The organism is Ruegeria sp. G5 (genome assembly GCF_056533365.1).
In genome coordinates this window covers 69,185-89,873 of the sequence record NZ_JBQFOK010000006.1, presented here as the reverse complement: position 1 = coordinate 89,873, position 20,689 = coordinate 69,185, and the positions used below count along the sequence as shown (strand labels likewise).

Genomic DNA, 20,689 nt, shown 5'->3' with positions numbered 1-20,689 from the left:
GAATTCTCTATCCCAGAACGCCGATCGAAAAGTTCTGATACATACCCCAGAGCGAGGTAATCAAGATCGAAATGATCCCTACAATCTGCGTGTAGATTCTGCACCGCGTCAGTATCTTTGAGACAACCTCGAGACTGACCTCGATACGCTGCAATTTACGGGCCGCAGAAATGTTGATCAACATCACCAGCCCGACCGGAAACAACAACAAAAACAAGGCTTGGGCGAATTCGACCCCGTAATAAAACCCCAAGGTCGCCAAGCCGGTAAAAAAGAAACACCCAAATCCAAGAATAACCAACCCCGATACATCAACGATATAAAGCAGCCGGTTCTTGTTGATCCGCACAATGTCCATCAGGTCCTGTTCGGCCTGCCCGCCAGACCGGCGCGCACGCACAACCAGATCATAAGGAACGCCCATCGACCAGTGACTGGCCGAAGACCACAGAACCGCAAGCACGATCCAATACCAAAGATTGGAAAAGCTGCGCATATCGATGAGTTCAAAGATCGAATCGTATAAGTCCACGCGCCAGCCCTTTATTCACTATCCTGAGGGACCCTATTCGCACCCGCGCGTCCATCGTTACCCTTGAGACTACCGGGAATTCATGCCACCCAATGCGGGAATATTCAAGGAGAGCGCGACATGAAACCGACCATCGCCCCTTACCCTATGACCCGTTTTCGCAGGGCGCGCCAATCGCAGGCCATTCGCGGACTGGTGCGTGAGAACACTCTGACCACAGATGACCTGATCTGGCCGGTTTTCGTGCGTGACGGCGAAGGTGTGGAAGAACCCGTTCCATCCATGCCCGGTGTGATGCGCCGCTCGGTCGATATGATCGCCCAAGCCGCGGTTGAGGCGCAGGCGCTTGGAATTCCTGCGATATGCATTTTCCCGTATACCGATCCCAGCCTGAAGACCGAAGACTGTGCCGAGGCCTGGAACCCCGACAATCTGTCAAACCGGGCCATTAGGGCCATCAAAGCAGCCGCTCCTGATATCGCTGTCATGACGGATGTCGCTTTGGATCCGTACAATATCAACGGACATGACGGTTACGTTGTCGATGGCGAGATTGTGAACGATCAGACCATCGAAGCACTGGTGAAAATGACGCTGGCCCAGGCCGACGCCGGAGCGGATATCATCGGCCCGTCTGACATGATGGACGGCCGGATCGGCGAAATGCGCAAAGCGCTCGAGGCGGCGGGGCACCAGAATGTCATGATCCTCAGCTATGCGGCCAAGTATGCCAGCGCGTTCTACGGACCTTTCCGTGACGCTGTCGGCGCATCGGGTGCGTTGACCGGAGACAAAAAGACATACCAGATGGATCCTGCAAATTCGGATGAAGCCCTACGTCTGATCGAACGCGATCTGACTGAGGGCGCGGATATGGTGATGATCAAACCCGGAATGCCTTATCTGGATATATGCCGACGGGTCAAAGACACTTTTGGCGCGCCCACATATGCCTATCAGGTGTCGGGCGAATACGCGATGATACAAGCTGCAGCTCAGAACGGCTGGATCGACGGTGAAAAGGTCATGCTGGAAAGCCTTCTGGCTTTCAAACGCGCCGGTTGCGATGGGATTCTGACCTACTTTGCCCCTGCAGTCGCAAAGGTCCTTCAGGGCTAGAATCTCAAATTGTCGCGATTTTTCGCCGATTGTGATCCGTGTGGGCACAGCTTTCCCGTGACACGCAGAATCAATCGGCGTATTCTTGCACACAAGATCGGGATCACCCGGCATATCAGGCAGTTATACAGAGAAAAAACATGAGCAGTTCCAATCCCACCAGACTAAGCCGTCGTGGCTTTGCCTTTGGCATGGCCGGTCTGACGCTGACAGCCGCTTGCGGCAATGGCGTCGGCAATTCCAACGCAGCTACGATCGACGCACGTGTCGATGCGACACTGACAGAAATGTATTCGCGTTTCCCGAACACGGTAGAAATCGCGAATAAAGCAAATGGTATGCTTGTCATGCCCCTGATCACCGAAGCAGGATTTGTCTTTGGTGGCGGCTTCGGGCGCGGCGCGCTAAGGATCAACGGCGCAACGGTCGATTATTATTCTTCAGTAAAGGGCACGGCTGGTCTGCAGATCGGTGCTCAGCAATACGCCCACGTTCTGTTCTTTATGACAGAGGATGCCCTGAACGATTTCCGCCGGTCGAACGGTTGGACCGCGGGTGCTGACATCGGTTACGTGGTCAGTGATCAGGGTGACTCATTGTCAACCAGCACGACCGAGCTTCGTTCGCCGGTACTGGCTGCCATCTTCGGACAGGCCGGTCTGCAAATCGGGGCAACCGTAGACGGCACTAAATACACACGGATTATCCCGTAAAAACGGCACCCAAGCGTAGTGTTATGACCCCGTCAGTGGCACTGCCAATGGCGGGGTTTGTTTATTATATCGGACAAACTTCGGGCGAGGCTCTTTCGGTTCGCGTGGGGTTCCTTTACTCTGCCGCCATTCAAAGGGTGATCAGATTAATGGACCGCAGATGGCAATAGTTTTTCGCTGGTTGGTGCGTATTGCCTCGGGCCTTGTGCTACTGATTTTGGCAGCGGTCTTGCTGGTTTACTTTCTGGCCAGCCAATCTTTGCCTGAATACAACCAGGCTGTCGCCGTGAACGGAGTGTCCGCTCCGGTTGAAATCGTGCGCGATACAGCCAATGTCCCGCATGTTTTGGGGCAAACGGATCCGGATGTCTTTTTTGGGCTCGGCTACGCCCATGCGCAGGATCGACTTTGGCAGATGACCGTCCTGCGAAGAACAGCGCAGGGACGTCTTTCAGAGGTTTTTGGCACCCGGACAGTTTCTGTAGACAGGCTGCTGCGCCGGTTGGACCTATATGGCCTCGCCCATCGTTCGGTATCCGTCCAGGACGATTACACCAAGGCGGCTTTGCGTGCCTACGCACAGGGCGTGAACGCCCGCTTGGATGAAATCAATGAAATGGCTTTGGGCCGCGGCGCGCCCGAGATGTTCTTGTTCAATGCACCGGTTTCACCCTGGCAGCCGGGTGACAGTATCGCCATCATCAAACTGATGGGCCTCCAGCTTTCAGGCCATTTGAAAGACGAAGTACTCCGCGCACGCACATCTTTGATGCTGAACGATGCCGCGCGCTTGGCCGATATTCTTCCGGACGTTCCGGGTGCAGGTATCGCCGCCTTGCCTGAATATGCCACGCTCTTTCCCGGTGTGCCGCGATACGCCTCTGGCACACCGATGCCAGACACGCCGCTGTCACCCTTCCCCAAGCGCGGACTGGCAGGCGCGTCAAACGCCTGGAGCGCGGCCCCGTCCCGATCAGCGATCGGAGGGACATTGTTGGCAAATGACCCCCATCTGGGCTTCACCGCACCGGGAATATGGTACCTGGCGCGGTTAGAATTGGCCAATGGCGGTGTGATTGGCGCAACCATTCCCGGTGTGCCGGCCGTTATGGCCGGGCGCAGTAACCGCTTGGGTTGGGGGTTAACGTCGTCCTATCTTGATGATCAGGATGTGCATATTGAACGGTTAAATCCCGACAACCCCGAGGAATATCTGACGCCGGATGGCTTCAAAAAATTCCAATCGCGCCCCTCGATCATTGAAATAAAAGACGAATCCCCAATTACCCTGACCCTTCGCTGGACCGAGAACGGCCCCGTTCTGCCCGGCAGCCATTACGATCTGGGAACCATCACGCCTCCCGGTCACGTCACGTCGTTGTCGTGGACCGTGCTCAGTGCGCAGGACACCTCTATTTCGGCGTCTATGGCGCTCATGAATTCGAACTCGGTCAGACAAGCGATCGACGCTGCGGAACGCTTTATCGCACCCTCACAAAACCTGTCTCTGGTGGACGAAACGACTATTGGGATGAAACTCATCGGTGCAATGCCAAAGCGTAATTTGCGCAACCAAGCCCGGGGGCGCATCCCCACACCCGGCTGGCTGTCAGAGAACCGATGGCAAGGTCGGCTGCCCTTCGCGGACAACCCGGAATTCGTCGCACCAGCTGGGGGCATCTTAGGTAACACAAACAATAAGGTCATCGAACGCCCCTTCCCCGAGCATGTTTCCTATGAATGGGGCGATACCCAACGCATTCACCGCTGGGAACGCCTGATGCAATCGCGCGAAGTCCACACGCGCGACAGCTTTATCGAGGCTCAACTGGATACGGTCAGCTTCACCGCACGCTCTTTGTTGCCGCTGATCGGAGCAGACTTGTGGTTCACCGGCGCATCGGCCCCCGAGGGTACGCCCGAAAGGCAACGACAGATCGCGCTGGCTTTGCTGGCCGAATGGAACGGTGAGATGAATGAGCATTTGCCCGAACCATTGATCTATGCGGCTTGGCTACGGGCGCTACAAATCCGGCTGATATCGGACGAATTGGGACCACTGGCGGCAGAGTACAAACATGTCGAGCCTCTGTTTATCGAACGCGTGTATCGCGATATCGACGGCGCTTCGGTCTGGTGTGATGTGCGGCAGAGCGCACCGACAGAAACCTGCACTGATATGGCTCGGCTTGCGCTGGACGATGCGCTGATTTGGATCGCGGAAAAATACGGAGGATCACTGGAGTCCTTGCGATGGGGTGATGCCCATCAGGCCACGCATGATCACCCAGTTTTGGGCTCTGTCCCGGTTCTGAGGTTCTTTGTGAATATCCGGCAGTCGACAAGCGGTGGAGACAATACTCTGCTGCGAGGGCGCACCTCGGGCGAAGGCCCTGATCCGTTCCAGAACGTGCACGGCGCAGGATATCGGGGCGTCTATGACTTCGCAGACCCTGACAGTTCGGTCTTTATCACCGCAACCGGTCAATCCGGTCACTTCCTGTCGCGCTACTACGATGATCAGGCTCAGCTATGGCGGCGTGGGGAATACATTCCCATGTCGCTGGATCTGGATCTTGCGCGCGCGGCCGCCGTGGGTGTTACCAATTTGGTACCACGCTGACGTCGAGCTTTCGGCAAGACCTTGCCCTCTTATGACAACTCCGTGGACGCCTAAGGCCTTTTTGGCCTAACGTCCCAAGGGTCTACGTATTTTGACTGGGGGTATTGATGGCAAGTTTCAGAGATAAAATGAATAATCTTGCGCGTGATTATGCAATCGCATGGAGCTCGGGCGATCCGGAAGCTGCCGCCAGTTTTTTTGCGCCTGATGTGGAAATCAGGATCAACAGAGGCGAACCCATAATTGGCCGCGCCGCAGTTGTCGACTTGGCCCGTAGTCTTCAGGCAGAATTTCCAGATCTTGAAATTCGGTGCGACATGTTCCGTTGGGCCGGGTCACACGCCATTTTCGTTTGGACACTTGAAGGTCACCACGCTCAAACAGGCAATCACGTAGTCACTCGTGGCTGGGAAGAATGGGATCTTACGCCTGACCACAAGGTACAAACGTCCCTTGGCTGGTTCGATGCGGATGACTACCAACGCCAGATCGACGGCAACTGATCAGTCGATTTCCGTGGTGATCGCGTATTCCCTTGGGATACCTTCGGTCACTTCGAACCAGGGTGAAGCCTTTGTTCTGGCTTGATGTGCCTCGAAAGCGGATTGGCTTTCGAACGCCTCGCGCACATTAAACCGTCCTTCGACGTCCTGATCTTCTGTGACCTCGAAGGACAGGCATCCCGGTTCGGCCCGCGTCAATGCAATGTGGTCTGGCAACGCCCCACGGACTTGCGCAATCCGGTCAGCCGGCACAAGGATGTGCCCTTCCAAAAACACGCGCCCTGTCGGTTCTGGTGTCATTTGCTTGGCCGATACTTCACAAAGCCGAAAACTGTGCGGCTTGTTTGTCCGTCCACAGCACGGTGATCTCGAAACCGTCTTCTGTCTGTTTCTCGTCTCTGACAACATCCTGACGGAACAGCCACGCGCGTTTATCCCCTTCGGCAAAACTCAGGCTCAGCTGTGTTTCGTGTCGTGCACCTTGAAGTTTTTCTGAAATCTCAGCCAGCAGGGGTTCAATCCCCTCACCCGTCACGGCTGAGATTGCAAAGACTGCTTCGTCACGTTCAGCGCGCGCTATCGCGGCTTCGCGACCGTCTGGACTGAGCAGATCAATTTTGTTCCAAACTTCCAGCCGCGGCCGCTCGTCCTCAACACCCAGTGAGGACAGGATCGTTTCGACATCCTGTGCCTGAGCATCCGTGTCTTCATGACTGATATCGCGCACATGCACGACAATATCCGCACCCAAAACCTCTTCCAGCGTCGCCCTAAATGCCGCAACCAATTCTGTCGGCAGGTTCGAGATGAAACCCACCGTGTCTGACAGGATCACTTCGGGGCCGTCCGGCAACTCAACCCGCCGCATCGTGGGGTCCAGCGTAGCGAACAACATGTCTTTGGCCATCACTTCGGCACCGGTTAACCGATTGAACAACGTCGATTTCCCGGCGTTGGTATACCCGACCAATGCGACAATGGGGTAAGGCACCTTTGCCCTTGCAGCACGGTGCAATGTACGCGTTTTAACTACCTTTTGCAGCTGACGGCGAAGGCGGACAAGCTGCTCATCAATGGCGCGACGGTCTGCCTCGATCTGTGTCTCACCCGGACCGCCAACAAAACCAAGACCACCCCTTTGGCGCTCAAGGTGGGTCCATGCCCGAACCAGTCGCGTCCGCTGATAGCTGAGCGCGGCCATCTCGACCTGCAATACACCTTCCCGGGTCCGGGCGCGGTCGCTGAAAATCTCAAGGATCAACCCCGTCCGGTCGAGGATTTTGACCTTCCACGCTTTTTCGAGATTGCGCTGCTGTACTGGCGTGACCGGACCATCGATCAGAACCAGCTCAACTTCGTTTTCGTGAAAGCGCGCCCCAAGTTCGTCGATTTTCCCGCTACCGAATAGCAAACCGGCTTGCGCGCGCTGTAGCCGCACAACTTCAGATCCGACCACAGCCAGATCGGGTAGCGCAGCAGCAAGTGCCACCGCCTCATCCAGCGCCGGTTCGGGGACACGGCGCTGTTCATCTGATTTGATTTCCGGATGCAGCACCCAGGCCCGGGTGCGCGTCCTATCGTGTTCCATCAAGAGGCGTCTTCGCCCTCATACAGGCTGATCGGCTGCGATGGCATGATCGTCGAGATCGCGTGCTTGTAAACCAACTGCGACTGTCCGTCGCGGCGCAACAACACGCAGAAGTTATCGAACCAAGTGATCACACCCTGCAATTTCACACCGTTGATCAGGAATATTGTGACCGGGACTTTTGCTTTCCGTACATTATTCAGGAACGCGTCCTGCAGATTCTGTCTGTCCGAAGCCATATTTTTATAATCTCGCCATTGTTCTTGCTACGCGCTGCGGACCAACGCGCTCCCTTTGGCGGAGTATGGAGTGTCGTTTCCCGAGTTTCCAGATGAAAAATCAATCATTAACGCGGGTGTTGATTCTCAGTCCCGCCACAGAGACGGTGTAATCAACGCGATGATTGCGAGTGTTTCCAATCGGCCAATGACCATGGCCGCGCACATGGTCAGCTTTGCGCCCCCTGACAAATCCACCAGGCGCAGGGGTACATCTGTCGCCAGTTCGATCAGCGGACCAGTGGTGCTGAGCGCGGCAACGGTCAAAACCATCGCTTGTTCGAACCCTGCCCCCATAGCCGCCAACAACATATTGAAAAGCGCTGCGGTCAAAGCGAACATCATAAGGAATATCCACGCGATAAAGGCCCCATCGCTTTGAATACGGCGATTGCCACCGCCCACCCCGCTGACGGATGACGGGTAAATCAACCTGTCAATCTCGCGCGCACCGTTCAGATAGAGGGCAAAAACCCGTAGTAGTTTCACCCCACCTGCAGTGGTTGCGACGCCACCGCCAATCAACGCGATACCCATCAGGATAAGTCCCGGCGTTCCAAGCCCGGACAATTGCTGCGCATCATTCCAATTGGCACTTTCAAATCCAGCGGTCGTCAAGAAAGACAGCACTGTAAACGCCATTCCCCAGATGACATTAAGTGCTTGCAGGGGCGTCAACTGATTACCGATCTCGTTCACACCAGCCCACACGCGAATGAACAGCAAAGCGGCAACAGCGGCGACGATCATCATCCCGATCCGAAATTCGGGGTCTTTGTCCAGCCTTGAGTATCCAGTTGTGGCGGTATCCGTCGAAAACGTAAGCCGCGACAAGGCAAAGAAGAGAAACAGGAACAAGATCACTTCGCCGGTAAAGCCTGCCTGTGCCCCCTCTAATCCACCAACGGGTGAAATCCCGGACGTGGCCATGGTGGACATCGCGTGGCAAATTGCGGTCAGACCCTCTTCCCCAACGACGAGCAGTAGCACCCAAATGACAACCGTTAGCCCGGCGTAAACCGGTGTAAGCGTCCGTGTCACCCGCAAAAGGCGCCCCCTTGGATCGACCCGTTCGCTTTGGGCAACCCCCGAAACCGGCCTGCCCGGCTGGCCACGCGCAGTGACTTCAAACCCGCCCAAGGACAGCGGCGCAAGGATCGCGGCCGCCGATATCCACATCAAAAGCCCGCCCATCCAACCGACCAAAGCACGCCAAAGATGCAACGGAGCGGTCAACCTGTCTGGATCAGGAAAGATATCTGCACCCGTGGTGGTCAACGCACTGACCATATCGAAATAGGCATTCAGAAACGTCGTGTTCCCCAGCGCATCGTGCAGCGGTACTGCGAGGAAAATCGGCAAAACGGTGAAACAGGCCAGCAAAACCGCCAATTGTCCCAACGTGCCGCGCCTTGGCACCCGATTAGAAGACGCCAGCGTAATCGTCGCAACCACGAACAGGCCCAGCACACCAGAATAGAAAAAGGATCGGGACGTGTCGTGGTCATTCAGCGAAAGCGCATAGGCCGCGGGTATCCACATCGACAAGGCGGTTATTCCCCAGATCAGCAAGAATAGCGGCATCCGCCGCAATAATCCGATCCGATGTGTCACAACCCGTGCCATCAGAAGAAATCAATCGAAACCTGCATCAAGCGTTCCACCTCGGGCACATCCTTGGCCATGGCGAAAATCGCGACCACGTCTTTTTCTTCGATCCGCAGACTGCCGGTGGGGCGCAGCAGCTCATCGCCTTTGCGGACGGCACCGACCAGAACGCCTTCGGGGAAGTCGATATCCCGTAGTCTTTGCCCGGCCATCGGCGAAGTAGAAAGCACCTCGGCCTCGATCACCTCGGCTTCGGCGTCACCGATCGAATACACCTGACGGACACGTCCATGGCGAATATGACGTAGGATCGAACTAACGGTTGTGGCCCTTGGGTTGATATATGCGTCAATTCCCAACGGTCCCATCAGTGCCACCATGCTTGGATCATTGATCAGTGCAATCGCCAAAGCGCATCCTTCGGCCTTGGCCCGAACCGCCGCCAGCATGTTCGCGCGATCATCATCCGTAACAGCCAGCATCGCATCAGCACGCTCGATCCCCGCTTCACGCAGCAGTGCAGCGTCCAAGCCATCGCCGTTCAGAACAATTGTCCGCTCAAGGGCTTCAGCCGCCAGTTCTGCACACTGTCGGTCACGTTCGATAATCTTGGCACGCACCCTGCTTTCACGCTCTTCCAGGGTACGCGCGACCTCGAGCCCGACGTTCCCACCACCAACGATGACCACGCGGTCTTGTTTCTTTTGAGCCTTGCCAAAGACCTCCATCGTGCGATCGACATCCGCGACGCTGGAAAAGACATAGCACTCGTCGCCGACGAACAACTGATCCTCGGATTCCGGCGCGAACAGTGTTCCTTCGCGACGCACCCCAACAACGACCGAGCTGAGCGTGGAAAACAGGTCCGTCAGCTGCCGAAGCGGCGTGTTCACGATCGGACAGTCCTCGGCAATCCGAATGCCCAATAACTGAGCCTGCCCATCCATGAACATCTCGGTATCAAAAGCCGATGGAGCGGACAGGCGGCGCATTGCAGCTGCAGCAACCTCGCGTTCCGGGCTGATCACCACGTCAATCGGCAGGTGATCGCGGCGGTACAGGTCCGAATGAATGGCCTGCAGGTATGATTTAGAACGAAGACGCGCAATCTTGCGCTGGATCGAAAACACCGAATGCGCCATCTGGCAGGTCACCATGTTCACTTCGTCGGAATGGGTGGCAGCGATGATCATCTCGGCATCGCGCGCGCCTGCCCGTTCCAGCACATCGGGGTAGCTGGCGAACCCCGCAATGCCCTGAACATCCAGCGTTTCCGTTGCTCTGCGTACAAGGTCCGGGTTGTTGTCCACGACCGTCACGTCATTCAACTCTCCGGACAGATGCCGAGCAATCTGCCAGCCAACCTGACCGGCACCGCAAATGATGACCTTCATGCTTTTGGCCCTTCTGCCTGAAAGCTTTGAATGACAGATGCCCCTGAGGCGGTCAATTGAATTGTCGAATCCGTGCAGCTAAGGCATTGTAAGCGTATGAAAACTGCACTTACGTTGTTTGTTCCCTTTGCAATCCTGACCGCATGCGGCCCGCTCGCGCTTTATTATCGCGAAGGGGAAAGTGTATCGCGGATGCAAACGGAAACGACGCAATGCCAGGTTAAGGCCGTTCAGGACGTGCCAGTGGCCAACCAGATCAGGCAGAGTCCGCCCACTTATTGGCCGGGTCGAACCTATTGCGATCGAAACGGCCGCTGCAGACGCTCGGCCGGGTATTGGCAACCGGGTCAGGTTTACACGGTCGACGTCAACCAAGGATTGCGCAACAAGGTTGAGGCACAGTGCATGGCCCAAAAAGGCTATCGGCCAGTTAGCCTTCCCCCATGCAAGCAAGGCGTGAAATCCAGGGTGCCAGCGGCACGCACAAACACATTGCCGCCGCTAAGCACCGAATCCTGTTTCGTCAGATTTGACGATGGTTCTTTCCAGATCATCACCCCCGGTCAGGCGAGTTGATAGACCGACGGATTATTCCGCCGGCTCTGGTTCATCAATTTGAGCGACCCGCGCACCGGACTTGTTCGAGGTGACGACACCCAGTGACTTCAGTTTACGGTGAAGCGCGCTGCGTTCCATCCCGACAAAACTGGCCGTGCGGCTGATGTTGCCCCCAAAACGGTTGATTTGTGTTAGCAGATACTCCCGCTCGAACGCTTCACGCGCTTCGCGCAATGGCAAAGTGGCCAATGCACCCGACAGAACCACGCGGCCCGAGTCATCAGATTTCTCATCTTCAGTCGGCAGCTCTTTGGCTTCGATCGGACCGGTTCCATCACCCAGGATCAGAACCCGCTCAATCAGGTTTTTCAGCTGGCGGACATTGCCCGGCCACGTCATGGTTTGTAGCAGTGCAACGGCTTCATCCGAAATCTCGCGCACGGGTAGCCCTTGGGATTCGTTGCACATTTCAATGAAATGCTGCGCCAAAACCGGAATGTCCTCGCGACGGTCTTCAAGCGAGGGAACGTCAATCGGGACGACGTTCAACCGATGATACAGCTCTTCTCTGAAGCGTTCCGAAGCAATCTCTTCGTCCAGATCCTTGTTGGTCGAGGATACGACGCGCAGATCGACACGAACCTTGTCTGAACCACCAACGCGCTGGAACTGTTGATCTACCAGAACCCGCAAGATCTTGGACTGGGTGCCCAGAGGCATGTCTGCAACTTCGTCAAAGTAGATGACACCGCCATGTGCTTCTTCCAGCAATCCCGGCTCAACACCGCGCTCGGTCGATTCACGCCCAAACAGCACCTCTTCCACGCGCTCAGGCTCAATGCCTGCGCAGTTCACGGTTACGAACGGCGCGTTCGCACGGTTGGAATGGGCATGAATGTAACGTGCGGCGATTTCCTTGCCCGAACCCGCCGGACCGCTCAGCATGACGCGACCGTTAGACTTGGTCACCTTGTCCAACTGGCTTTGCATCGACCGGAACGCGGCAGATTTGCCAATCATGTCCGAATTCGTGACCTCCTTGCGCTTGAGCGAGGCATTCTCGCGGCGCAGGCGCGAGGTTTCCATCGCGCGGCGGATCACCACCATCAACTGATCGATGTTAAAGGGCTTTTCGATAAAGTCATAAGCCCCCTGTTTGATTGCAGCCACCGCGATCTCAATATTGCCGTGGCCGGAAATGATCACCACCGGCACATCCGGGTTGTCGCGCTTGACCGCCTTGAGGATGTCGATCCCGTCCATGCGGCTGTCCTTCAGCCAGATGTCCAGAATCAACAGCCCCGGCGGCTCGGAATTGATCGCCGCCATACACTCATCCGAGTTTCCAGCCAGCCGGGTTGAAAAGCCTTCGTCCTCCAGAATGTCAGACACCAGCTCACGTATATCGCGTTCGTCATCTACGATCAGAATGTCACTCATCTTTGGCCTGCTTTCAGTTTGCTTGTTTTAATTGCCTGCTTTTGTGGCGCAGTTGCGGGGGAGTAATCGCCCCGGGGTAATCGGATCACGGCCATCGCGCCAAAATGGTCTTGCCCGTCGAACACCGGCGCGTCTTCAAGGGTCAATGCACCGCCATGTTCTTCAATGATCTTCTTGACGATCGGCAGGCCAAGGCCTGTACCTTCGTCACGTGTAGTTACGTAGGGCTCGAATAAACGAGCCCGGTCTTCCGGTAGTCCTATTCCGTTGTCTGCAATTGTGATGACGGTACCCGCATCATCACTTGTAACATCCACTTTTATTCGCGCTTTCAGGTTATCTGGTGCGCCTTTTTTCTTAAGTGTTTCAATCGCCTCGCCAGCATTTTTGATTAGGTTGGTCAAAGCCTGGTTCAGCATTGTCGCGTCCACGTCCACGAGGATAGGCTCGTTGGGAAGTGTAGCGTCAATTTGTACATCGGGTTGCCCGGACTGCTGCAACAGCACGGCTTCCTGCACAAGCTCAACGATGTTTTCCTCGTGGCGCTCGGGTTCCGGCATACGCGCGAACCTTGAGAACTCGTCCACAATTCGGCGAAGGTCGTTTGTCTGCCGGACGATCACATCCGTCATCGAGACCAGCTTGTCGCAATCATCCTCGTCCAGCTTGATCGAGAACTTGCGCTTGATCCGCTCTGCACTCAGTTGGATGGGCGTGAGCGGGTTCTTGATCTCGTGCGCAATTCTGCGCGCAACATCGCCCCATGCAGCCAACCTCTGAGCACTCACAAGGTCAGTCACGTCGTCGAACGCCACCACGTAGCCCTCAAGCCCGCCATCTTCGCCTCTGCGTGTGGCCATCCGCACCAGCAGGTTTTCGAGACGTCCCTTGCGGGTGACCTTGACCTCGCCCTGCACGGCCTCTTGGCCGCTGTCCTTGAGACTTTCAAACAGCGGCAAGAACTCTGGCACGGCGATCCCAATGGCAAGTTGTTCTTCGCCGCGCGACCAGTCCAAAAGCCGTTCCGCCGATCTGTTCACAAAGGTCACGCAGCCGTCGGGGTCAACACCAACGACCCCCGATGTCACCGAACTAAGTACGGAATCGAAAAGGCGGCGGCGGCGTTCGATCTGACGAGTGTTTTCTAGCAGGGTATCGCGCTGCCCCTTGAGCTGCCGGGTCATCTGGTTGAAATACCGACCCAGCATCGCGATCTCATCATCGCTTGCTTCTTCGATAACTTGCACGCCCAGATCACCTGCCCCGACGCGCTGAGCAGCGGTCGTCAGTCGTCCGACCGGACGGGACAACCTTTCCGCAAACCACATCCCCAAAGACATCGCGGCAAGGATCAGGATAACGGCAAAACCCAGATACAGCAGGCCAAATTCAAACAGAACCCGTCCGCGTTCGCTTTCAAGTTGTTGGTAAAACTGCGCCGTTTCCTTTGTATCGTCCAGCAGTGTCAGCAACTGACCGTCGACTTCGCGGCTTACATAAAGATATCGGTCGAGATAAGCACCCAACGGAACAAGCGCCCGAAATTCGCTGTTTTGCCAATCAGCTATGATCAAAAGTCCGTTGTCCGCCGCTTCGACCAACTGGTCAGGCGTTGGCTCTTCGTAGTTGAACAGATAGGATCTGTCGCCGCGCGCTTTGATCTCGCCGCTGCCGTCTATGACATAGGCCTCGCGTAAGCCGCGCTGAATCTGTGACTGCCCTTGCGCCAAAACTGCACGCAACTCAGCGTCCGAAATGTAAAAATCCAAGGCCCGCGCGTTGTCCAAGAACCGAGCCAGTACAGTCGCATCCTGTGTCAGGCCTTCGCGGTGTTCCTGCTCGTACGCCTCCGCCGCTGTAAGCGACGAGCCCACCACTTGGCGCACGCGATCCGAGAACCACCCCTCAAGCCCGATATTTACGGTCAGACCTGCAAAGATCGCCACCGTCACCGTTGGCACCAGCGCCAACAGAGTAAACGCCCCGATCAAACGCAGGTGTAACCGGGATCCGGCCGATTTGGCCCGACGCGCGGCGATAAGCGTACCGACTTGCCCCAGAACAAGGGCTGCCACCACCAGTACGTAAACCAGATCAGCAAGGAGAATCAGGCGCAGTGTGGGCGCAGTCGCACCAAGATCAAAGGGGCCAATAACCAAATAGGTGGCCAAAGCAAGAACCGGGCCCAGAAGAACCAGACCCAAGGTGCTAAAATTGCGCAGCTTTCGGGATTTACGCCACCGATTAATCGATAGTATCAGCCCGCTCTGTGCTCGGGTTGCCACCGTCTGCCCTCACCCTGATGTGCCGCTTTCGCGACGAACCGCCATATTTCGTGGTCTTTGCCGGGAAGACACCCGGATGCCACGCTTTGTGTGGCGATATTACATCAGTTTGCGCCGCCGTGTCACCTGAATATCGAGGTCAGTGATCTTTTTCCGCAACGTATTTCGGTTAATACCTAAAAGATCAGCACATTTTGCTTGGTTCCCACCCGTCGCATCCAGTGCCAACTCGATCAAAGGGGCCTCAACTTCGCGTAAAATCCGCTGATACAGCCCCGGAGGCGGTAGCAAATTGCCGTGCAGATCAAAGTACCGACGCAGGTGACGGGCAACCGAGGTCGAGAGTTTTTCGCGCTCTCCATCGCCCAGAACGGGTTCCGCCTCGGGCTGGCTTCCTAGCACCATCTCGACTTCTGCCTTGGAAATCTCATCGGCGCGGCTGGTAAGGCTTAGACGACGGATCGCATTTTCAAGCTGACGCACATTGCCGGGCCAAGAATAGCGCCGCACCAGTTCGACCGCGTCCGGGCTTAGCCAACGTTTGGTGCCGTGCTCTCGTTCTTCTCGCGCCAGGAAGTGATCTGCCAATAGGGTGATGTCATCTACACGCTCACGCAGTGCTGGCACATGGATCGTCGCACCGCATAAACGGTAGTACAGATCCTGTCGGACGCGCCCGCTTTCCATCGCTTCGGTCAGATCAGATTGGCTTGTCGCCATGAACCGCGGAACATGGTCGCCGGGCGTGTCCATCATACGCACGATGCGTGCCTGCAATTCGTCTTCGATATCCGCAATCTCATCGATCAGCAAAGTTCCACCCCGAACCCGCGCCATGACACGCGCGGGCCCTTCGAGGTCCCGAAGGTCCGCTGCCGTCGCCGTGACAAATGGCAAAGTTCGACGGTCCGAGAAATCGTGAATAGCACGTGCAATCAAAGATTTACCCGTACCACTTTCACCGGAAATCATGACCGATAAGTCGGTGTTCATCACACGCGCCACCAAGCGATACAAGGCCTGCATGACAGGCGTGCGCCCAACTAGTGGAAGTTCTTCGGGTCTGTCTTCGGATGTATCCACGACATCCGTTTGAACACGTTGCTTCTGCTCTAACGCCCGCGCCGTCCGTTTCATAAGATCCGGAAGGTCAAAAGGTTTCGGCAGATAGTCATAAGCGTCCGCCTCAGCGGCCTGAATGGCCGTCATGATTGTGTTCTGGGCCGAGATGACAATAACCGGAAGACCCGGTCGATCCTGCGCAATTTTAGGCAACATTTCCAGACCATTACCGTCCGGCATTACCACGTCGGAAATGACAACGTCGCCCTTACCTTCCCCCACCCAGCGCATCAGCGTCGTCAATGAGGATGTTGCATGCACTTTGCACCCGGCCCGCGTCAGGGCCTGTGTCAGAACTGTTCGGATCGTGCGGTCGTCATCTGCGACCAGTACTGTTCCATCCATTTGGTGCTCTCCTTATTGTGCTCTTCCCGGCAGTTATTGGTTCAAGTTGCGTCACGCGGCGCCCGCCTGAGGGATATGCGGAACACAGTGCGCCCGGGCACCGAGTCCGCCGAAATCCACCCGTCGTGGTCCGAGATAATTTTGCTGACCAGCGCCAACCCAAGGCCGGTGCCGTTTTCCTTGCCCGACACGAACGGGTCGAAAATATCGCTGCGTATTTTGTCCGGCAGCCCCGGACCGTCGTCGATGATCTCGATTTGAAGCGGAAGTGAATGCCCCGAACCGTCACTGCGGCGCAGACGGAACGAGTGCTCAAAATACGTCCGCAGACGGATCGTTCCACCTTTGGGATCAGCAGCTTCCGATGCGTTCTTTAGTAGGTTCAAAACGATCTGTAGAAATTGATCAGGGTCACCATAGGCCAGCGGCAATGAGGGATCATAATCCTCCACGATCTTCATATGGGCCCCGAACCCCAACAAGGCTGACCGCCTTGCACGGTCAAGAACGTCGTGAATATTGACCGGTTTGAAATCCGGTTCCGAGAGGTTGCCGAATTGCTCAACCTGCTCCAAAAGCTTAACGATACGGCGACTTTCCGCGACGATAAGATCTGTGAGTTCAAGGTCTTGCTGAGATATATTCATGCTCAGCAATTGCGCCGCGCCAGTGATACCCGCCAGCGGGTTCTTGATTTCATGCGCAAGCATCTCGGCCATACCGATCGCCGATTGCGCGGCTGATTTCACAGTGTTGCCGCGGGTCATCCGCCCGGATAGCTCGCGAGGCGAGATGATCATGACCATCGCACCCGGATGCCCCAACAACGGGGCAATCTGCAGTGCACATTGCAAAGGTGCTCGGTTGCCCGACCCCGCGTCCACATCATTGACGAAGAGCGGAGTTCCCTGGTTGCGCGCGCGCTCGAACGCTTCCTCGAGCGGTGCGTCGACGGCGATCTGATCCCACACCGGATGACCGATCACCGATTTACGGGAGGCGTTCAGAAACCCCTCTCCCGCCGAGTTCACGTCTATGATCCGGTCGTCAGGGCCGATGATAAATGCCGGAACGGGCAACGAAGCCCAGATGCTTTGATCTGACGTCATGCCGCAACCTCCGTATCCGGGCAAAGGGCGTCGGACAGGAGCCTCAGCACTTCATCCGTGTCACGTGAGGTCAGAACCGCCCGACGCAATGCCGTGGGCGTGCCCGCCTCGTCCATGTACCAACCCAGGTGCTTTCGGGCGACCCGCAGACCAAGATCGCGCCCGTAGAAACCCAGCATCGCCTGGTAATGCGCCCGCACCATATCGATCAGATCATTCCCGGCGGGAATGTCCGGGGCGTCAGTTCCATAAAGATCGCTGCAAATCTGCGCCAGCAACCACGGCTTGCCTTGGGCACCGCGCCCAACCATGACGCCATCTGCACCTGACTGGCCCAATGCGGTGCGCGCTACGTTCGAACCGGTGATATCGCCATTTGCGATGACAGGTATTGAGACTGCATCCTTGACTGCCCGAATGGCCTTCCAGTCGGCCGTCCCTTTGTAGAATTGGCAGCGGGTTCGTCCGTGGATCGTCACCATAGTAACGCCGGCATCCTGTGCGCGCCGGGCGACATCAGGGGCGTTCAGCAATTTGTCATCCCAACCCAGTCTCGTTTTCAAGGTAACCGGCACGTCCACTGCCCCAACAACTGCCTCGATCAACGTCAACGCGTGATCGGGCGTCTTCAGTAAGGCTGAGCCGGAATAGCCGTTCGTAACCTTCTTGGCCGGACAACCCATGTTGATGTCGATTACACGTGCACCACGGTCGGCGACCTGCCGTGCTGCTTCTGCCATCCAATGAGCCTCGCGCCCTGCCAGTTGAACGGCTGTATTCTCAACATCTGCCGAAAGCTCGGCACGCTCACGCACACCGGGTTTGGCCTGCACCATTTCTTGACTAGCCACCATTTCACTTACGACCATTCCCGCGCCAAAACGCATCACCAGATCACGGAACGGACGATCCGTGATTCCAGCCATGGGAGCCAGCACAACAGGCGGGTTGATGTCTTTGTCAGCGAGTTGCAGTGTCAACGTGCTTAATCCTTGGGCAGATGCGGCTTTGATATCGAATTGAGCGTATATGAACAATAAAACGCCGACGTAAAAGCCCGCAAAATCATCACCTGCTTATTTTTTGTGCAGCACAACGCGGGTGATTGCCTCTCCATTCACCGCACCCTAAACATTGCCACGAACCATCGGAGAATTGCCGCAATGACCACCGCCGCCATCATTGTCGCCGCCGGGCGCGGACTGCGTGCCGGAGGTGGCATCCCAAAGCAGTGGCGCGCGCTGGCCGGACGTCGCGTGGCCGACTGGACAATCGACAGGTTTCGCGGTGCAGTCGATCATATTGTCCTTGTGTTGTCAGAGGACGACGCGGACGCCTGGGCGGAGTTTCAAGACACCGACCTGCTTTTGGCGAAAGGCGGTAAGGATCGGGCGGGTTCGGTTCGCAACGGCCTGAGCGCTTTAGCCGATTTGGGGATCACTCATGTTCTGATTCACGATGTCGCTCGCCCGTGTGTTAACCCCCAGATCATCCGTGATGTACTGTCCGCTCTGGAAACACATCCGGCAGCCGCTCCGGGACTGGCCGTTACCGACGCGCTCTGGACCGGGGACAGGACTTTTGTGACCGGCACTCGGGATCGGGCGGGTCTTTATGCGGCGCAAACACCGCAGGGGTTTCACTATGATGCCATTTCGGCGGCCCATATGTCCTACGACGGAAACGCCGCTGACGATGTCGAGGTCGCACGGGCAGCAGGATTGGATGTGGCCATTATTCCGGGTGACCCTGACAACCTCAAAATAACCAGACCCGAGGATTTTGCCCGGGCAGAACGCATAATGGGAACGAATATGGATGTAAGGCTGGGCAATGGGTACGACGTGCACCGGTTTGGCGAAGGGGATCACGTCATCCTCTGCGGTGTCAAAGTGCCTCACAACCGCTCGTTACAAGGGCACTCGGACGCAGATGTCGGAATGCACGCCGTCACGGATGCGATCTATGGCGCGTTGGCGCAAGGTGACATTGGTCAGCATTTCCCCCCGTCCAACCCAAAATGGAAAGGCGCCGACAGCGCGGTTTTCCTGCGTCACGCGATCCAGTTGGCCGACCAAATGGGATACCGCGTCTCAAATGTGGACTGCACACTGGTTTGCGAATTTCCAAAAATTGGACCGCACGCCGCGGCCATGCAGAACGAAATGGCAAAGATCATGGAGTTGCGCGCCGATCAGGTCTCAATCAAGGCAACGACATCCGAGAGGCTGGGTTTTACGGGTCGTGGTGAGGGGATTGCCTCGCTGGCGACAGCATGTCTGGTGAAATCATGAACGCGGCGCGACTGATCGGTACCGTTGGTGGCGTCGGATACCTGCGCCCCGCACCTGGGACTTGGGGGTCATTGGCCGCCCTGCCCTTGGCATGGCTTTTACACGTTATTGGCGGCTTCCCCCTGCTGGCGATCGGAACCTTGGCCGCATTTTTCGGCGGCCTCTGGGCAACGCGGATCATGACAGCAGGACAAAAAGACCATGACCCGTCTGAGATCGTGATCGACGAGGTTGCGGGCCAGTTTATCGCGATCTGGGCTATCTCTTATCCCTCCTGGGCGCACGGGATCGAAATCACGGCACTGTGGCCCGGCTGGGTCGCCGGGTTTTTGCTGTTCCGTTTGTTCGATATCACCAAACCCGGCCCTGTGGGCTGGGCTGACCGTCGGGGTGATCCCTTAGGTGTTATGCTGGATGACGTTATTGCCGGAATTTTCGCTGCCATAGGTGTGCTTGTTATGGCCGGAATATCTCATGGAGTGCTGGGCTTATGACCGTCGCTGAACTGTTGGACCACGCGCGGGCGCAAGGGAAAATGATCGCGACCGCCGAAAGCTGTACAGGAGGAATGGTTGCAGCCGCTTTGACGGACATCCCCGGCAGCTCAGCCGTTGTTGAACGGGGCTTTGTGACATACACCAACACCGCCAAACAGCAAATGCTGGGTGTGAAGGCCGAAACACTCGAAGCCCACGGCGCAGTGTCCAAAGAAGTTGCACACGAAATGGCAGCTGGGGCGCTCGCCAATTCCAATGCGCAAATCGCCGTATCCGTCACCGGCATCGCTGGCCCCGGTGGATCAGAGTTCAAACCCGAAGGGCGTGTTTGCTTTGGCTTGGCGATCTCTGATGGATCGACAAGAACTGAAACCGTCGAATTCGGTGCGTTGGGCCGTGACCGGGTACGACAGGCAGCGCGAGATCACGCTCTTGACCTTTTGGCGACAGCGTTGTCCGACAACGCGTAGGACGAACAAAACGACCCAAAGGAATTCTGCTTGTAAAAACCCCGCTCTGTCAGCGGCACCTATTTGCATGAGGCGCGACGAAGGACTTTACGGGCGTTTGAGCCCTCCAGTAACAACCCAACGCGCTTTTCATTTCGATTAATTTTTCATCTTCTGCGGTCATTAGATGCATAATTAATCATCTTTTTGACAAAAGCTCCATTAATAGGCG

Annotated in this window: 19 protein-coding genes; 8 read left to right on the top strand and 11 right to left on the bottom strand. The window is 56.5% G+C overall.

Annotated features, from left to right (window positions below; all coding sequences use genetic code 11):
• Positions 1 to 7: 7 nt before the first annotated feature.
• Complete coding sequence (locus ACR0BD_RS12300) at positions 8 to 532, bottom strand: component of SufBCD complex (RefSeq protein WP_480830816.1); 525 nt, start codon at positions 530 to 532, stop codon at positions 8 to 10.
• Positions 533 to 652: 120 nt separating this feature from the next.
• Between ACR0BD_RS12300 and hemB the strand changes: the two genes are divergently transcribed.
• The 4 genes from hemB to ACR0BD_RS12280 all read left to right on the top strand — a co-directional run bounded on the left by hemB (position 653) and on the right by ACR0BD_RS12280 (position 5,490).
• Entirely contained in the window at positions 653 to 1,651 is a 999-nt protein-coding gene (hemB, locus tag ACR0BD_RS12295) for a porphobilinogen synthase (RefSeq protein ID WP_480830813.1), read from the top strand.
• Between the two features lie 140 nt (positions 1,652 to 1,791).
• Entirely contained in the window at positions 1,792 to 2,364 is a 573-nt protein-coding gene (locus ACR0BD_RS12290) for a lipid-binding SYLF domain-containing protein (protein ID WP_480830811.1), read from the top strand.
• Positions 2,365 to 2,524: 160 nt separating this feature from the next.
• Positions 2,525 to 4,987: a penicillin acylase family protein gene (locus tag ACR0BD_RS12285; protein WP_480830809.1), complete on the top strand. Its 2,463-nt coding sequence runs from the start codon at positions 2,525 to 2,527 to the stop codon at positions 4,985 to 4,987.
• A gap of 128 nt (positions 4,988 to 5,115) precedes the next feature.
• On the top strand, positions 5,116 to 5,490 hold the full coding sequence (locus tag ACR0BD_RS12280; RefSeq protein WP_480830808.1) for a nuclear transport factor 2 family protein: 375 nt from the start codon (positions 5,116 to 5,118) through the stop codon (positions 5,488 to 5,490).
• Here ACR0BD_RS12280 and ACR0BD_RS12275 read toward each other — a convergent pair whose 3' ends face one another.
• The 5 genes from ACR0BD_RS12275 to trkA form a co-directional block, all read right to left on the bottom strand.
• On the bottom strand, positions 5,491 to 5,790 hold the full coding sequence (locus ACR0BD_RS12275) for a putative quinol monooxygenase (RefSeq protein ID WP_480830806.1): 300 nt from the start codon (positions 5,788 to 5,790) through the stop codon (positions 5,491 to 5,493).
• Positions 5,791 to 5,806: 16 nt separating this feature from the next.
• Complete coding sequence (gene hflX / locus ACR0BD_RS12270; RefSeq protein ID WP_480830804.1) at positions 5,807 to 7,078, bottom strand: GTPase HflX; 1,272 nt, start codon at positions 7,076 to 7,078, stop codon at positions 5,807 to 5,809.
• Complete coding sequence (gene hfq / locus ACR0BD_RS12265) at positions 7,078 to 7,317, bottom strand: RNA chaperone Hfq (protein WP_010440340.1); 240 nt, start codon at positions 7,315 to 7,317, stop codon at positions 7,078 to 7,080. Before hfq ends, hflX begins: the two co-directional genes overlap by 1 nt.
• 126 nt (positions 7,318 to 7,443) lie before the next feature.
• Positions 7,444 to 8,982: a TrkH family potassium uptake protein gene (locus ACR0BD_RS12260; RefSeq protein ID WP_480830802.1), complete on the bottom strand. Its 1,539-nt coding sequence runs from the start codon at positions 8,980 to 8,982 to the stop codon at positions 7,444 to 7,446.
• Positions 8,982 to 10,358, bottom strand: a complete 1,377-nt coding sequence (gene trkA, locus ACR0BD_RS12255) for a Trk system potassium transporter TrkA (RefSeq protein WP_480830800.1) — start codon at positions 10,356 to 10,358, stop codon at positions 8,982 to 8,984. The genes ACR0BD_RS12260 and trkA overlap by 1 nt, the downstream gene beginning before the upstream one ends.
• 96 nt (positions 10,359 to 10,454) lie before the next feature.
• Between trkA and ACR0BD_RS12250 the strand changes: the two genes are divergently transcribed.
• Positions 10,455 to 10,934, top strand: a complete 480-nt coding sequence (locus tag ACR0BD_RS12250; RefSeq protein ID WP_480830798.1) for a hypothetical protein — start codon at positions 10,455 to 10,457, stop codon at positions 10,932 to 10,934.
• 12 nt (positions 10,935 to 10,946) lie between these two features.
• Here ACR0BD_RS12250 and ntrX read toward each other — a convergent pair whose 3' ends face one another.
• The 5 genes from ntrX to dusB all read right to left on the bottom strand — a co-directional run bounded on the left by ntrX (position 10,947) and on the right by dusB (position 18,197).
• Positions 10,947 to 12,356 (bottom strand): nitrogen assimilation response regulator NtrX, encoded by a 1,410-nt coding sequence (ntrX, locus tag ACR0BD_RS12245; protein ID WP_480693731.1) that lies wholly within the window; start codon positions 12,354 to 12,356, stop codon positions 10,947 to 10,949.
• The gene (locus ACR0BD_RS12240) at positions 12,353 to 14,641 is read right to left on the bottom strand and encodes a sensor histidine kinase NtrY-like (protein ID WP_480830795.1); all 2,289 of its coding nucleotides are present in this window, start codon (positions 14,639 to 14,641) and stop codon (positions 12,353 to 12,355) included. Before ACR0BD_RS12240 ends, ntrX begins: the two co-directional genes overlap by 4 nt.
• 99 nt (positions 14,642 to 14,740) lie before the next feature.
• Positions 14,741 to 16,108: a response regulator gene (locus ACR0BD_RS12235; RefSeq protein ID WP_480830794.1), complete on the bottom strand. Its 1,368-nt coding sequence runs from the start codon at positions 16,106 to 16,108 to the stop codon at positions 14,741 to 14,743.
• 41 nt (positions 16,109 to 16,149) lie between these two features.
• Entirely contained in the window at positions 16,150 to 17,217 is a 1,068-nt protein-coding gene (locus tag ACR0BD_RS12230; protein ID WP_480830791.1) for a two-component system sensor histidine kinase NtrB, read from the bottom strand.
• The gene (gene dusB / locus ACR0BD_RS12225) at positions 17,214 to 18,197 is read right to left on the bottom strand and encodes a tRNA dihydrouridine synthase DusB (protein WP_480830789.1); all 984 of its coding nucleotides are present in this window, start codon (positions 18,195 to 18,197) and stop codon (positions 17,214 to 17,216) included. The genes ACR0BD_RS12230 and dusB overlap by 4 nt, the downstream gene beginning before the upstream one ends.
• Positions 18,198 to 18,380: 183 nt before the next feature.
• Here dusB and ACR0BD_RS12220 point away from each other — a divergent pair, with 183 nt between their 5' ends.
• Genes ACR0BD_RS12220 through ACR0BD_RS12210 form a run of 3 tightly spaced genes read left to right on the top strand, consistent with a single transcriptional unit; the run spans position 18,381 to position 20,478 of the window.
• The gene (locus ACR0BD_RS12220) at positions 18,381 to 19,511 is read left to right on the top strand and encodes a bifunctional 2-C-methyl-D-erythritol 4-phosphate cytidylyltransferase/2-C-methyl-D-erythritol 2,4-cyclodiphosphate synthase (protein WP_480830787.1); all 1,131 of its coding nucleotides are present in this window, start codon (positions 18,381 to 18,383) and stop codon (positions 19,509 to 19,511) included.
• On the top strand, positions 19,508 to 20,005 hold the full coding sequence (locus ACR0BD_RS12215) for a phosphatidylglycerophosphatase A family protein (RefSeq protein WP_480694963.1): 498 nt from the start codon (positions 19,508 to 19,510) through the stop codon (positions 20,003 to 20,005). The genes ACR0BD_RS12220 and ACR0BD_RS12215 overlap by 4 nt, the downstream gene beginning before the upstream one ends.
• Positions 20,002 to 20,478, top strand: coding sequence for a CinA family protein (locus ACR0BD_RS12210; protein WP_480830785.1), 477 nt, complete (start codon positions 20,002 to 20,004; stop codon positions 20,476 to 20,478). The genes ACR0BD_RS12215 and ACR0BD_RS12210 overlap by 4 nt, the downstream gene beginning before the upstream one ends.
• Positions 20,479 to 20,689 lie beyond the last annotated feature (211 nt).